The following is a 13,143-nucleotide window of genomic DNA, read 5'->3' as shown; positions in this document are numbered from 1 at the left end:
AAAGTTTAAGATTTTTTCTTGCATATAGCAAGTAAATCACCCTCAAGACTTGTTTTTGGGCCTTCAATAATTCTTCCCAGTTCTTTTCCTTTTTTATCAAAAACAATAAATGTGGGTACCCTCGAAATATCCAGGCCGTCTAGAATGCCATTCTCCGCTTTTTTGTTACCGTCAACCGCAATAATTTCTACATTTTTCTCTTTAAAATGTAAGGCATCTAAAATTTTAAAGAAGTTCGGAACATTGGCTTTACTGTCGCCACACCAGGTACCTAAAACAATTTTGATTTTTTCGTTTTTAACCAGTTTTTTCAGTTCGATCATGGTTGCTGCGTCCGGAACATAAGCGGCGTACAGCGGATCGTACATTTCCTTAAATTCAGGAAAAGCAGTAATTCCCTCACGCGTACAGGTGTTAATCAGGATATCTTTATTGTGGACTTGATCGTGGATTTTTTTATTTACTTCTTGTGCAGAAACGTTCATTGCAAGTACGATTAGGGTTATAGATAATAGGATTTTCATATTGATGTGCGGTTTTTTTTGAGCTTTGTAATTTTTAATGAAATTATTGTTTTAAAATCTAATTTCTGCCATTTAAACACGATATTTGCAAAAAAAAATAATTAGAATAAAATTTATGCCAAATATTATCAGATTAATTGCGGGGTTTGCTTTACTGGGTGGCGCAGTAGCTTTATTTATTTTCGGTTTCTGGCCGTGGGGCATTATTGCCATTTTATTGGGAATAATTGTCCTGGTAACTTATTTCTTTAATGAGAATATGCTTTTAGCACAATGGTTCCTCAGAAAAGATAACATGCCTAAGGCAAAAAAGTTTTTAGATCGGATTACCAATTACGAAACCCAATTGATCAAAGTTCAGCACGGTTACTACAATTTATTGATTGGTTTAATTGAAAGCAGAACAGCTCCGATGCAAAGTGAAAAATATTTCAAAAAATCTCTTGCTTTAGGAATGCAGATGGATCATAACATTGCTTTGGCAAAACTAAGCCTGGCCGGTATTGCAATGGCTAAACGCAACAAACGCGAAGCAACCATGTATCTTGCGGAAGCGAAAAAAGCAGATAAAAATAAATTACTGGCCGATCAGATTAAACAGATGAAAGATCAGATGGGCATGATGGACAAACAGCAGCAAGTTCGTTACAGGTAAAATTTAAAAGCCATTTCTTAACCGGAATGGCTTTTTTGTTTCAGCTCGTTTTGTTTATTGAAAATTGCAGCATATAAATTACTATTTTTATGGATACCTAACTTTTAAATATTCATGAAAAAAGTATTTTATTTACCCATGCTGGCTTTTTTAGCCATTTTAGGTGCTTGCAATAACAAAAAAGATGCTGAAGAAAACAGTGAAAGCTTTTCATCGGCCAATCCTTTTTTTAAAGCAAGCGAACTTGCCTTTCAGGCTCCAGCTTTCGACAAAATAAAAAACGGTGATTTTAAACCGGCATTGGAAGAAGGGATGAAGCAGCAAATGGATGAAATCCGTAAAATTGCTGAACAGGCCGATGCACCTGACTTTGAAAATACCATTCTGGCCATAGAAAAAAGCGGACAACTGCTGAACCGGACAAGTACGGTTTTTAACCTGCTTACAGGCGCCAATACTAATCCCGAATTGCAAAAGGTTAAAGAAGAGGAGGCTCCTAAATTAACAGCAAACACCGATGCCATTTATTTAAATACTAAACTTTTTAACCGGGTAGAAACCCTTTACAAAAAGAAGGATCAGCTGAAACTGGATGCCGAATCGTTGCGCTTACTGGAGTGTTATTACCAAAAATTTGAATTGGCAGGGGCAAAGCTATCTGACGCTGATAAAGACAAACTTAAAGAGCTGAATAAAGAAGAAGCTACTTTGGGCGCGAAGTTTACCGCACAGTTACAGGCAGCAGGTAAAGGTTTAAAAAATACTACCCAACAACCCGAATTGCAATCAATGACCGATCGTAACAAGCGGGAGGAACTTTTTAATAAATCATGGAACAGGGCAGAAAAAGGTGATGCAAACGATACCCGTAAAATAATTTCAAGAATTGCGCAGATCCGTTCTGCTCAGGCAGCATTGCTTGGCTTTAAAAATTATGCAGCCTGGAAATTGCAAAATCAGATGGCTAAAACACCTGAAGCAGTAGAAGATTTTTTTAGTAAGGTTATTCCAGCTGCTACCGCGAAGGCAAAAAGTGAAGCGGCAGATATACAGGCCGTAATCGATCAGCAAAAAGGTGGCTTTAAGCTAGAGCCCTGGGATTGGGACTTTTATGCCGAACAAGTTCGTAAAGCAAAGTTCGATCTGGATGAAAACGAGGTTAAACCTTATTTCGAGTTAAATAAAGTGCTTATTAACGGTGTGTTTTATGCTGCCACACAACTTTACGGCATTACTTTTAAAGAACGTAAAGATTTACCTGTTTACCAGAAAGATGTTCGTGTTTTTGATGTGATGGACAAAGATGGAAAACAGCTGGGTTTGTTTTATTGTGATTATTATAAGCGTGATAATAAGGATGGTGGTGCCTGGATGGATAACCTTGTTCCCCAATCTAAGCTATTCGGCACAATACCAGTGATTTATAACGTTTGCAACTTTGCAAAACCCGAAGCCGGAAAACCAGCATTAATCAGTTTTGATGATGTTACCACCATGTTTCATGAATTTGGCCACGGTTTACATGGTCTGTTTGCCAACCAGCAGTATCCCAGTCTTTCGGGTACAAGTGTAGCCCGTGATTATGTAGAATTTCCATCCCAGTTTAATGAGCATTGGGCTTCCGATCCAAAAATACTGAAGAATTATGCCCTTCATTATCAAACCGGAGCACAGATGCCACAAGCTTTGTTAGATAAAATTAAAAAGGCGAGTTCATTTAATCAGGGTTATATTTTTACTGAAGCTTTGTCAGCAGCCGATCTGGATATGCAATGGCACACGATTTCTCCGGGTTCACCATTGCAGAATGTCGACAAATTTGAAGCCGAAGCTTTAAAGAAAACCAATTTAAATTTATCGTATGTGCCGCCACGTTACCGCTCCAGCTATTTTCTGCACATCTGGAGTAATGGCTACGCTGCAGGTTATTACGCCTATAGCTGGACTTCTATGCTTGAAAATGATGCCTTTTCATGGTTTCAGGAAAATGGAGGATTAACCAGGGCAAATGGTCAGCGTTTTAGGGATATGATTCTGTCCAAAGGAAATACGGAAGATCTTGGTAAAATGTTTTTTAATTTCAGAGGACATAATCCTGATATTAAACCAATGCTGAGAAAGCGAGGATTATTATAAAATAATATCATAGTACAAAGGACAGTTAACAATTGGCCTTTGTACTACAATGAAATGGGCTGCATAGGCTTTATCTTTGCAATATTTATTGTGCGATCTATATTTCCGCATAGCTAGGCCGCAGTACAGCATCTCCGTTCTACTCAAGTCCGGCCTAACAAATTTTTCGGGCTATACTATCCTGGCCCTACCACTGACTTCGAAAGAAAAATTTTCAGCCGGTGCTTTTTGTTTCTTTTTGGCAGCAAAAAGAAAGAGCCATTCGGCGGCGGCGAGCCGAGGCAAGACAGTGCTGATGGATAAAAGCACGTTCAATATTTCATTCAAATTTATTTTGGTTGCATTGTAGCTATATTCTACTAAATCCCATCCCTACCAATAAACCGTTCTTTACCTAAAAGGAACTGGATAGCTTTTTTTACATTGCGATCAATTGACTCTTCCGTTTTAAGGTTGGCTATATAACGTATAATTTCTTTCTGTAAATGAGGGGCAAGGCTATCAAATACATCCCTGGCCTGTTTATTGTCTGCTAAGGCCTGTACCAGTTTAGGATTGATACTAATTGTCCTTTCTTCCGTATCAAATTCAATTTCGAAAGTTGCGGTATCGCCAATATCTTTTCCGGCTGCTTTTCGCATGGGGGTATTGAGGTACAAACGCCAATCTCCGGCATATTTAACCAGCGTTTGTTTAAACTCATGACCATCAATTTTCATTTTAACCGGAAGCTGTCCCTTGTTTTTTCCCGATTGGTGAAAAATATAATTTAGTGCTTCTTCTGATACAAAAACAAAAGGATTGATGCCTATAATTTTAATCTCAGCCTTAAAAGCTTTCGGTTTTTTGATATTCATTAATTAAAGATATTGCCTTTGATCAAAACGCCATAATTTTTAGCCAATAAATCAAACACTATATTTTATCTCTACGCTCTCCGCCGAACGTCCTTCGCCTAAGGCTCCCCGCAAAAACTCAAAACTCAAAACCAAAACCCAATTTCTATTGTAGTAAATATAAAATCTTAATCCTATGGCAACATCACAAGAAGGAAGTACTAACAATACTCAGGAAGAAAATAATATTAAAGATCTTGGTGGCAAAGCAGCCATCGAAAAACTTAGGGAGTTGGCAGAAAAAGCAGAAAGTTGTTTTTTTTGTACCAATATTAAAACGGGGATACCATTATCAGTTAGACCAATGGCTATTCAACAGGTGGATGATGAAGGGAATATCTGGTTTATGAGCATGAAAGACAGTCATAAAAATGAAGAGATTTCTACTGATCCATTTACACATCTGTTGTTTCAGGCAGGTTCGCATTCAGGTTTTGTAAATATTTACGGTATTTCAGAAATCAGCAGAGATCAGGCCAAAATTGACGAACTTTGGAGTCCGTTTATTAAAACCTGGTTTCAGGGAGGGAAAGACGACCCGAATATTACACTGATCAAAGTAATCCCATCAGAAGGTTATTATTGGGATACCAAACACGGCACTGCCGTTGCATTTTTGAAAATGGCTGCATCCGTAATTACCGGGAAAACAATGGATGATTCGGTAGAAGGGACTTTAGAGGTTGATTAGTGAGCTTAACTGTTTTTAATTGGTTAACCGGTTAATTGTATAAAGCGGTTAACTGCTTAATCGTTAAATTAACTATTAACTGAGAATTGTAAATTGAATACTGACTATTTATCTCCTAAATAATCGAATCCTTCAAATTCTTCTCTTTGAGCTCTTTTGCTTAAGATATCTTCATCTTCGGCCTGAACCCTCGAGAAAAATAAAGCCTCAGCCTGGATTCTTTTTATTAATTGGCGCACTAAAGTTAAATCAAAAGCATCTTTGCTTAATTTAATGCAGTATTCTCTTTCGTTGATTTCTAAACTTGACGTATTCATAAGGCAATGATTTTTAATTATCGATTGCTGTAAATATAGAAAAGGCTTGCTAAACAATTGTTAGCAAGCCTTTTAAGTTTTTGTTATGTTTGTGTTAACACTAAATTCGTGTTCTCACCGTTGTGAAAGCCTTTTTTGACTATTTATGCGATAAAAACAAGCCATCATCGGTTTTGGCAACTTTTAAAATTCCCTTACCGGTTAATGCTTTCAGGGTAGTATCCCATTTTTTATTGCTCCAATCGGCAAGTTTAGCTTTAATATCTGTTAATAAATATTGTTCCCCTTCCGAAACCAATGCAAATAATTCTGTTTCCTCTGGTGATAATTCAATTTTCTTTTTCTCCGGACGCATCTGCGGGAAGAATAAAACTTCCTGGATGGTACTCTGATTGGTCATTAACATCACAATACGATCGATACCAAAACCTAAACCTGAAGTAGGGGGCATACCATATTCTAAAGCGCGAACGAAATCATCATCCATTGCCATCGCTTCGGCATCACCACGATCAGCAAGTTTCAACTGATCTTCAAAACGTTCTTTTTGATCAATTGGATCGTTAAGCTCTGAATAAGCATTTCCGATTTCTTTACCGTTCACAAATATTTCGAAACGCTCCACCAAGCCTTCTGCACTACGGTGTTTTTTAGCCAGCGGTGTCATTTCTATTGGATAATCGGTAATGAATGTAGGCTGTATTAAATTAGCTTCTACTTTATCACTGAAAATTTCATCTACTAATTTACCACGGCCCATAGTAGAATCGGTTTCGATGCCTAACGATGCACAGGTTTGCAAAAGCTCCTCTTCAGTCATTTTCGAAACATCAATTCCGGTATATTTTTGGATCGATTCGTACATGGTTAGTTTTTCGTATGGCCCTTCGAAATTGATTTCATTTTCGCCAACTTTAACTACTGCCGAACCATTGGTTGCTATGGCTACTTTTTCCAAACATTCTTCAACCATAGCCATCATCCAGATATAATCTTTATAGGCTACATAAATTTCCATTGAAGTATACTCCGGATTATGCGTACGGTCCATCCCTTCGTTACGGAACATTTTACCGAACTCATAAACGCCATCAAAACCAGCAACAATTAATCTTTTAAGATAAAGCTCATTTGCGATACGCAGGTAAAGCGGCATATCCAAAGTATTGTGGTGCGTAGCAAAAGGACGGGCAGCTGCACCACCGTGTATAGGTTGTAGGATAGGGGTTTCTACTTCCATCCAACCTTGCTCATCAAAGTAATTGCGCATACTGTTAATTACCTTGCTGCGTTTGATGAAAATCTGTTTGTAATCAGGATTTACCGTTAAATCTACATAACGCATGCGGTAACGCAATTCAGGATTGGTAAATCCATCGTACACATTCCCTTCATCATCACGTTTTACAATCGGTAGCGGACGTAAAGATTTAGCTAAAACAGTAAAACCGGTAACATGGATGGAGATTTCTCCCGTTTGGGTAGTAAAAACGTAACCTGTAATCCCAATGAAATCGCCAATGTCCAATAGTTTTTTAAATACCGTGTTATATAAGGTTTTATCATCACCAGGACAAAGCTCATCTCTCTTTAAGTAAATCTGGATACGACCTGTTGAATCTTGTAATTCAGCAAAAGATGCAGCACCCATAATATTACGTCCCATAATACGACCGGCTAAACTAACGGTCTTATAGGCGGTTTTATCTTTTTCGTAGTTTGCTAAAATATCGGCAGCTGTAACGTTAACTTCATAAGCTTCTGCCGGATAAGGCTCTATGCCCAACTGGCGTAATTGCTTTAACGACTCACGTCGTAATACTTCTTGTTCTGATAATCCTATACTCATTTCGGGTATTTTTTGCAAAAGTAATGATTTTGCAGGGTTTTATTTTTGTCTTAATGTATAATTTTAATATGCCTGGATAAGCACATCTGTAGGTATATTGAAACTTTCGTGTAATTGCCTGATCATATCGAGTGATAATTTCCGCTTTCGGTTTAATATTTCACTTGCTCGGCTTTTTAAACCAACAACTTTGGCTAAATCACTTTGTTTATAGCCCATTTGTTCCATTCTAAACTTGATGGCCTCAATTGGGTCAGGAAAACCAATAGGGAAATGTTTGTCCTCGTAATTTTCGATGAGGATCGCTAATACCTCTAATTCATCACCTTCGACCGAGCCTTTTTTAGCATCGAAAATAACTTCGAGCCTTTGTAAGGCTTGAGTATAATCATTTTGATTTTTGATCGGCTTAATATTCATGTGTTTAGATTTTAGTAGCATCTATTTTATCATATTCAGCATGAGTACCAATAAAACGTATCCAGATCATCTGATAATCATAATTGATTTTGATAATCAACCGATAATTATTGCCTTTAATATTAAAAACAATTCTATTATCAGCTAAGATACTTGCACTGGGATAATCGCTTTTTACATCATTAGGCTTTTCCCAATTGCTATTGCTTGTTTCCTGGTACCACGATTTCAGTTGTTCTTCACAATCTGGATGCCTTTCCCAAAAATCACGCAGTATTTTTTTAGCGATTATTCTCACTTAGATAAATATTGAACAAATATAAGAAAAGTTCCCTAAATGGGAAATTTTTAATTGCTAGGATTCCGCTTCTACACCTTCCTCATACATCTCGTTAATGGCCTCAGCATATTTCTTTTCTACAATGCGGCGTTTAACTTTCATGGTTGGCGTAATTTCTCCTTCATCGATGTTAAAAGGATTACGTTTGATCTTGAAGTTTTTAATCCGTTCAAATTTGGCCAGTTCGTTAGAGATTTTCTTGATGTCCTGTTCCATCCAGTCGATGATTTCCTGATTTCGGATAAAAGGATCAGTTTCTTCAAAAAAAGATGGTTGAAGTTTAAAGGTTTCTTCTAAAGTTTCCCGGTTAGGGATAATGATGGCAGTAATAAATTCTCGTTTATCGCCGATCAAAAACAATTGATCAATTTTTGGACTTTTCAGGTAGATATTTTCTACAGGAGTTGGATATACGTTTTTGCCATAGGCATTTACGATCATGTTTTTTAAACGATCTGTAATCTGCAGGTTTCCTTTATAAAAACGACCAATATCACCTGTATGGAACCACATATCTCTATCTATAGCTTCGGCAGTTTCGGCAGGTTTGTTAAAATAACCTTTCATTACGCAGTGACCACGTACAATTACTTCCCCTTCGGCACATTCAAAATCTTCTTCAAAAGTATGGTGTGTTTGGATGCTCAGTATGACTTTGCTTTCTACATCCTGTATGCCTACTTCAATACCAGGGATCACACGGCCAACGGTACCATAAACCTGTCTGTGGTATTCGGTTACCGACATTACCGGAGAAGTTTCTGTTAAACCGAAACCTTCCAATATTTTAATGCCCAGATCGCCAAAAAACTCACCCACATTTTTGGGTAAGGCAGCTCCGCCCGAAATCATGAATTTTAATCTTCCGCCCGTTTTTTCTTTGATTTTACTGAAGACCAGTTTCTCGGCAATTCCTTTTTTTGCTGATAAAATTAATCCGGGGTTTTTGCCTGCTTCTTTTGCAACACGGTATTTATTGCCGGTTTCTAAGGCCCAGGTAAATATTTTTGCTTTGGTGCCACCACCTGCAGTTCCTCCTTTTATCGCCTTATCGTGTATCCGCTCCAGTAAACGGGGTACGCAGCTCATTACCGTCGGACGCACTTCGCCCATGTTCTTTGCCAATAATTCTAAACTTTGGGCAAAAGCAATTTTACAACCCTGTGCACAGCAAACATGGTAAGTGGCTGTACGTTCAAATACGTGCGATAATGGTAAAAAGGAAAGAAAAGTTTCTGTTTGGTCGATCACCGGGATCTGCTGCAAACACACCTCCACATTCTTCACGAAATTATAATGGGTTAGCATTACACCTTTTGGTGTTCCGGTGGTACCCGAGGTATAAATTAACGAAGAAACATCCTGTGGTAATACCAAACTTCTGCACTGTTCTATTTCAGCTTTCTCAGCAGCCGTAACCTGGTGTTTAAGTGCCAGGATATCAGAAAAAGCAATTACTTCTACGTTTACATCTGCAGGAATAGTAACTTTTTCAAAATCTTTAAAAGCGGGGATAATATATTTTAGTTCCTTGCAATTGGCAGCAACCTTTAATACTTTGCGGTATAGGAAATTATTCCCAACAAGAATGGCTTTTATACCCGAATCGTTAATGATATAAGACACTTCCTGCTCAGAAAGAGTTGGATAAATGGAAACATTGATCACACCGATCTGCTGAATACCCTGATCGTAATACACATATTCCGGAGAATTTTCGATCATTAAACCCAAACGGTCACCTTTTTTTATACCTTTTTCTAAGAAGAAGGCAGAAACAGCATCGGCCCTTTTTAAGGTGTCTTCATAAGAAATTTCAGCCCATTCTGCACCCTGTTTATGGATCAAAAAGGTTTCTTGTGGTTTGTGTATATTTTTTACAACATTCCGCAACAGGGTAGGAACTGTTGAAAATTCGTTTATTAATGGCATTGCTCGTAATTGGTTCGCTGAATATAATTAACAATAATAACGCTTTTTGGTTTAAAAATACAAATTGGGGTTAGGGTTTCTTCCATACCTGTCATCCTGCGGGATAATTTATTTTATAAAAATCAATATTAATGACAGAAGAATCTTTGCGAATAGATAAGCCGCCAAATTCGTCATTGCGAGAAGGCTTTTTCAGCCGACGAAGCAATCTTTCTAACAAGGATCGCTAACAGGAAAGATTTCTTCGTTGTTCCTATACCTTTACTTTTATAATATCACTTGTTCACCCATCTGCTCAGGCTTGCCTCGGCTCGCCGCCGCCGAAGGGCTCCTTCTTTTTGGCGTCAAAAAGAACCAAAAAACGCCGGCTGAAAATTTTTCTATGGAAGCTATTGGGATGGCTGGGTCTGTGGAATCCGAAAAATTTATTAGGCCGGATTAAAGTGGAACGGGGATTCGGTGCTTTGGCCTAGCTGGGTGGAAATACATAAAGTGATTAAGTTGTTATGTGAAATCTTCCTTATCAGCGCTTCAATCTGCTTAATCTGCGGGAAAACATGTGTGGTTAATCTTATGAATACAAACCTCTTAAAACGCAAAAAAGGTTCCATAAAATGAAACCTTTTTAAATAAGTTATTGATTCGATTAAACTGAGAAACTTTCGCCACAGCCACAGCTACGACTTGCATTTGGGTTGATAAAGTTGAAACCTTTTCCATTTAAACCATCGGTGAAATCTAATTCGGTTCCGGCCAAGTAAAGGAATGATTTCATGTCCAAAGCAATTTTGATTCCTCTGTCTTCAAAAAACTGATCGCCTTTTTGCTCTTCGTTATCAAAATCTAAATTGTATGATAAACCCGAGCAACCACCACCTTTTACCGAAACGCGTAAAAAGTAATCAGAACCCATTTCCGAATCCTGCATTAAATGAGTGATTTTTTCTTTTGCTTTATCTGTTATCGTGATCATAGTATCGAGTATTTAGTATCAAGTATCGAGTATCAAGATTCGATACTTGATACTCGATACTTACTACTGATATTAGTGGTGCGATTTTTCTAATACAATAGCTTCTAAGCCATTTTTAACGCGGTAATCGTTAATCGCAGATTTAATTGCATCTTCTGCCAAAACCGAGCAGTGGATTTTTACCGGAGGTAAAGCCAGTTCTTCAACAATATCCATGTTATCGATAGATAAAGCCTCATCAATTGTTTTTCCTTTTAACCATTCTGTAGCTAAAGAAGAAGAAGCAATTGCCGAACCACAGCCAAATGTTTTAAATTTAGCATCGGTGATTACGTTATCTTCTCCAACCTCAATCTGTAAGCGCATTACGTCGCCACACTCAGGTGCACCAACTAATCCTGTTCCTACAAATTTGCTGTCTTTATTTAAAGTACCTACGTTACGTGGGTTATTGTAATGGTCAATTACTTTTTCTGAATATGCCATGATTTTATTTTTTTAATCTCCTTACGGAGCAAATTTTTTAATTAGTTTTCAACTTGGAGGTTGGCGATTTGCGTAAAGCGTTTGGTGATTAACCTTCTACCTTAAGCCTTCCAGCCCTCTACCTTTCTTAGTGTTCTGCCCACTCAATTTTACTCAAATCGATTCCTTCTTTAAACATTTCCCAAAGTGGAGAAAGTTCTCTTAAGTGGTTAACCGCTTTTTGAGTTACTTCAATCGCCTGATCAATTTCTGCTTCAGTTGTAAACCTTCCTAAACCGTAACGGATAGATGAGTGTGCTAAATCATCAGATAAACCTAAGCTTTTCAATACATAAGAAGGCTCTAGAGATGCTGAAGTACAAGCAGATCCTGAAGATACCGCTAAATCACTCATCGCCATCATTAAACCTTCACCCTCAACATATTTGAAAGAAATATTGGCTACGTGTGGTAAACGGTGTTGTGTATTACCATTAACATAACTCTCTTCCATTTTGTTTAAAGTAGTCTCTAACTTATCACGTAAAGCTGATAAACGGATCGATTCGCTTTCCATCTCTAAACGGCAAAGTTCACAGGCTTTTCCTAAACCAACAATACCAGGAACGTTTAAAGTACCCGAACGCATACCGCGCTCATGGCCACCGCCATCCATTTGTGCAGTTACTTTAACCCTTGGGTTTTTACGACGAACGTAAAGTACACCAACACCTTTCGGACCATACATTTTGTGTGCCGAGAAAGCCATTAAATCTATACCATCAGCATTTACATCAACCGGAATTTTACCAACTGCCTGCGTAGCATCAGTCATAAATAAAGCACCGTGTTTGTGTGCAATGGCTGCAATTTCTTTAACGGGTTGTATTACGCCGATTTCGTTGTTGCCATACATGATTGAAACTAAAATAGTCTCTGGAGTCATAGCAGCTTCCAATTCAGCTAAATCAATTAAACCGTCTTCTTTAACACCTAAATAAGTAACGCGTGCGCCATTTTTCTCTAAGTGTTTGCAGGTATCTAAAACTGCTTTATGTTCAGTAACCGCAGTAATAATATGGTTACCTTTTTCTTTGTACATTTCAAATACACCTTTAATCGCCAGGTTATCGGCTTCGGTAGCACCTGATGTAAAAATAATTTCTTTTTCAGTACAGCCGATTAATTTGGCTACCTGCTCACGTGCATAATCTACACCCTCTTCAGCCACCCAGCCAAAAGCGTGATTACGACTTGCGGCATTTCCAAATTTCTCAGTAAAGTAAGGTAGCATTGCTTCCAGCACACGTGGATCTAACGGTGTTGTCGCATTATTATCTAAATATATCGGCTGTTTCATCTCTATTCTGTTAATTATACCACAAAGATACGAAAAAACTTATTTAACAATTATAAATAATAGCTATGAGCTTATAGATAAAAGCCGCATTTTTACATTCACATAACCTTATAATCTATGAATAAGATAGAACACATCGGCATCGCGGTAAAAGACCTTAACAGTTCTATAGAGATTTATCAGAAACTGCTTAATACCGATTGTTATAAAACGGAGCAGGTTGCGTCCGAATCAGTCAATACAGCTTTTTTTAAAACAGGCGAAAATAAGGTAGAGCTACTACAAGCTACTGCTCCGGATAGTGCAATTGCCAGGTTTATCGAAAAAAAAGGAGAGGGGATTCATCATATTGCTTTCCTTGTCGATGATATTCTGGCCGAAATGGAGCGTTTGCACAAAGAAGGATTTGTATTGCTTAACGAGTCGCCCAAAAAAGGAGCTGATAATAAAATGGTGTGTTTTGTGCACCCTAAAGATACCAATGGCGTGTTGATCGAAATTTGCCAGGAGATTAAATGGATTTAAGGGATGGAAGATGTAAAGAAGATGTAAAATGTAATGATATAAAATGGATGATGGTTTTTA

General features: G+C 37.8%; 14 protein-coding genes. 4 read left to right on the top strand and 10 right to left on the bottom strand.

The window, feature by feature from the left end:
- Nucleotides 1-5: 5 nt before the first annotated feature.
- Nucleotides 6-524, bottom strand: coding sequence for a thioredoxin family protein (locus tag H9L23_RS13100; protein ID WP_187590842.1), 519 nt, complete (start codon nucleotides 522-524; stop codon nucleotides 6-8).
- A 115-nt stretch (nucleotides 525-639) separates the two neighbouring features.
- Here H9L23_RS13100 and H9L23_RS13095 point away from each other — a divergent pair, with 115 nt between their 5' ends.
- Nucleotides 640-1,179 carry a DUF2892 domain-containing protein gene (locus H9L23_RS13095; protein ID WP_187590841.1) on the top strand — a complete coding sequence of 180 codons (540 nt, stop codon included), beginning with the start codon at nucleotides 640-642 and terminating at the stop codon, nucleotides 1,177-1,179.
- Nucleotides 1,180-1,293: 114 nt separating this feature from the next.
- On the top strand, nucleotides 1,294-3,315 hold the full coding sequence (locus tag H9L23_RS13090; RefSeq protein ID WP_187590840.1) for a M3 family metallopeptidase: 2,022 nt from the start codon (nucleotides 1,294-1,296) through the stop codon (nucleotides 3,313-3,315).
- 359 nt (nucleotides 3,316-3,674) lie between these two features.
- Here the strand turns inward: H9L23_RS13090 and H9L23_RS13085 are convergent, their stop codons facing one another.
- Nucleotides 3,675-4,172, bottom strand: coding sequence for a YdeI/OmpD-associated family protein (locus H9L23_RS13085; RefSeq protein WP_187590839.1), 498 nt, complete (start codon nucleotides 4,170-4,172; stop codon nucleotides 3,675-3,677).
- 175 nt (nucleotides 4,173-4,347) lie between these two features.
- Between H9L23_RS13085 and H9L23_RS13080 the strand changes: the two genes are divergently transcribed.
- A complete protein-coding gene (locus H9L23_RS13080; protein WP_187590838.1) occupies nucleotides 4,348-4,902 on the top strand; it encodes a pyridoxamine 5'-phosphate oxidase family protein in 555 nt (184 codons plus the stop codon).
- Nucleotides 4,903-5,006: 104 nt separating this feature from the next.
- Here H9L23_RS13080 and H9L23_RS13075 read toward each other — a convergent pair whose 3' ends face one another.
- From H9L23_RS13075 to H9L23_RS13040, 8 genes are all read right to left on the bottom strand, one after another.
- Nucleotides 5,007-5,219, bottom strand: coding sequence for a hypothetical protein (locus H9L23_RS13075; RefSeq protein ID WP_025142630.1), 213 nt, complete (start codon nucleotides 5,217-5,219; stop codon nucleotides 5,007-5,009).
- Between the two features lie 139 nt (nucleotides 5,220-5,358).
- Nucleotides 5,359-7,068, bottom strand: coding sequence for a lysine--tRNA ligase (lysS, locus tag H9L23_RS13070; RefSeq protein WP_187595366.1), 1,710 nt, complete (start codon nucleotides 7,066-7,068; stop codon nucleotides 5,359-5,361).
- A 63-nt stretch (nucleotides 7,069-7,131) separates the two neighbouring features.
- Nucleotides 7,132-7,488 (bottom strand): helix-turn-helix domain-containing protein, encoded by a 357-nt coding sequence (locus H9L23_RS13065; RefSeq protein ID WP_187595365.1) that lies wholly within the window; start codon nucleotides 7,486-7,488, stop codon nucleotides 7,132-7,134.
- A 4-nt stretch (nucleotides 7,489-7,492) separates the two neighbouring features.
- Nucleotides 7,493-7,786, bottom strand: a complete 294-nt coding sequence (locus H9L23_RS13060) for a type II toxin-antitoxin system HigB family toxin (protein WP_187595364.1) — start codon at nucleotides 7,784-7,786, stop codon at nucleotides 7,493-7,495.
- A 57-nt stretch (nucleotides 7,787-7,843) separates the two neighbouring features.
- Nucleotides 7,844-9,760: an AMP-dependent synthetase/ligase gene (locus tag H9L23_RS13055; protein WP_187595363.1), complete on the bottom strand. Its 1,917-nt coding sequence runs from the start codon at nucleotides 9,758-9,760 to the stop codon at nucleotides 7,844-7,846.
- Nucleotides 9,761-10,406: 646 nt separating this feature from the next.
- Entirely contained in the window at nucleotides 10,407-10,733 is a 327-nt protein-coding gene (locus H9L23_RS13050; RefSeq protein ID WP_025142623.1) for a HesB/IscA family protein, read from the bottom strand.
- Nucleotides 10,734-10,805: 72 nt separating this feature from the next.
- Nucleotides 10,806-11,219 (bottom strand): Fe-S cluster assembly scaffold IscU, encoded by a 414-nt coding sequence (gene iscU, locus H9L23_RS13045; protein WP_025142622.1) that lies wholly within the window; start codon nucleotides 11,217-11,219, stop codon nucleotides 10,806-10,808.
- A gap of 127 nt (nucleotides 11,220-11,346) precedes the next feature.
- Complete coding sequence (locus H9L23_RS13040) at nucleotides 11,347-12,558, bottom strand: IscS subfamily cysteine desulfurase (RefSeq protein WP_187595362.1); 1,212 nt, start codon at nucleotides 12,556-12,558, stop codon at nucleotides 11,347-11,349.
- A 117-nt stretch (nucleotides 12,559-12,675) separates the two neighbouring features.
- On the opposite strand from H9L23_RS13040, the gene mce reads away from it, so the two are divergent.
- Nucleotides 12,676-13,083: a methylmalonyl-CoA epimerase gene (gene mce / locus H9L23_RS13035; protein WP_187595361.1), complete on the top strand. Its 408-nt coding sequence runs from the start codon at nucleotides 12,676-12,678 to the stop codon at nucleotides 13,081-13,083.
- Nucleotides 13,084-13,143 lie beyond the last annotated feature (60 nt).

The sequence above is a fragment of the Pedobacter roseus genome (assembly GCF_014395225.1).
Lineage (GTDB): Bacteria > Bacteroidota > Bacteroidia > Sphingobacteriales > Sphingobacteriaceae > Pedobacter > Pedobacter roseus.
The sequence above is the reverse complement of the archived record's forward strand: the minus strand, read 5'-3'. Positions and strand labels throughout refer to the sequence as shown.

Bases quoted from the DNA above. Each gene is read 5' to 3' on its own strand.
- H9L23_RS13100 (WP_187590842.1), bottom strand. From the start codon at position 524: ATGAAAATCCTATTATCTATAACCCTAATCGTACTTGCAATGAACGTT.
- H9L23_RS13090 (WP_187590840.1), top strand. From the start codon at position 1,294: ATGAAAAAAGTATTTTATTTACCCATGCTGGCTTTTTTAGCCATTTTA.
- H9L23_RS13095 (WP_187590841.1), top strand. From the start codon at position 640: ATGCCAAATATTATCAGATTAATTGCGGGGTTTGCTTTACTGGGTGGC.
- H9L23_RS13085 (WP_187590839.1), bottom strand. From the start codon at position 4,172: ATGAATATCAAAAAACCGAAAGCTTTTAAGGCTGAGATTAAAATTATA.
- mce (WP_187595361.1), top strand. From the start codon at position 12,676: ATGAATAAGATAGAACACATCGGCATCGCGGTAAAAGACCTTAACAGT.
- iscU (WP_025142622.1), bottom strand. From the start codon at position 11,219: ATGGCATATTCAGAAAAAGTAATTGACCATTACAATAACCCACGTAAC.
- H9L23_RS13040 (WP_187595362.1), bottom strand. From the start codon at position 12,558: ATGAAACAGCCGATATATTTAGATAATAATGCGACAACACCGTTAGAT.
- H9L23_RS13075 (WP_025142630.1), bottom strand. From the start codon at position 5,219: ATGAATACGTCAAGTTTAGAAATCAACGAAAGAGAATACTGCATTAAA.
- H9L23_RS13080 (WP_187590838.1), top strand. From the start codon at position 4,348: ATGGCAACATCACAAGAAGGAAGTACTAACAATACTCAGGAAGAAAAT.
- H9L23_RS13065 (WP_187595365.1), bottom strand. From the start codon at position 7,488: ATGAATATTAAGCCGATCAAAAATCAAAATGATTATACTCAAGCCTTA.
- lysS (WP_187595366.1), bottom strand. From the start codon at position 7,068: ATGAGTATAGGATTATCAGAACAAGAAGTATTACGACGTGAGTCGTTA.
- H9L23_RS13055 (WP_187595363.1), bottom strand. From the start codon at position 9,760: ATGCCATTAATAAACGAATTTTCAACAGTTCCTACCCTGTTGCGGAAT.
- H9L23_RS13050 (WP_025142623.1), bottom strand. From the start codon at position 10,733: ATGATCACGATAACAGATAAAGCAAAAGAAAAAATCACTCATTTAATG.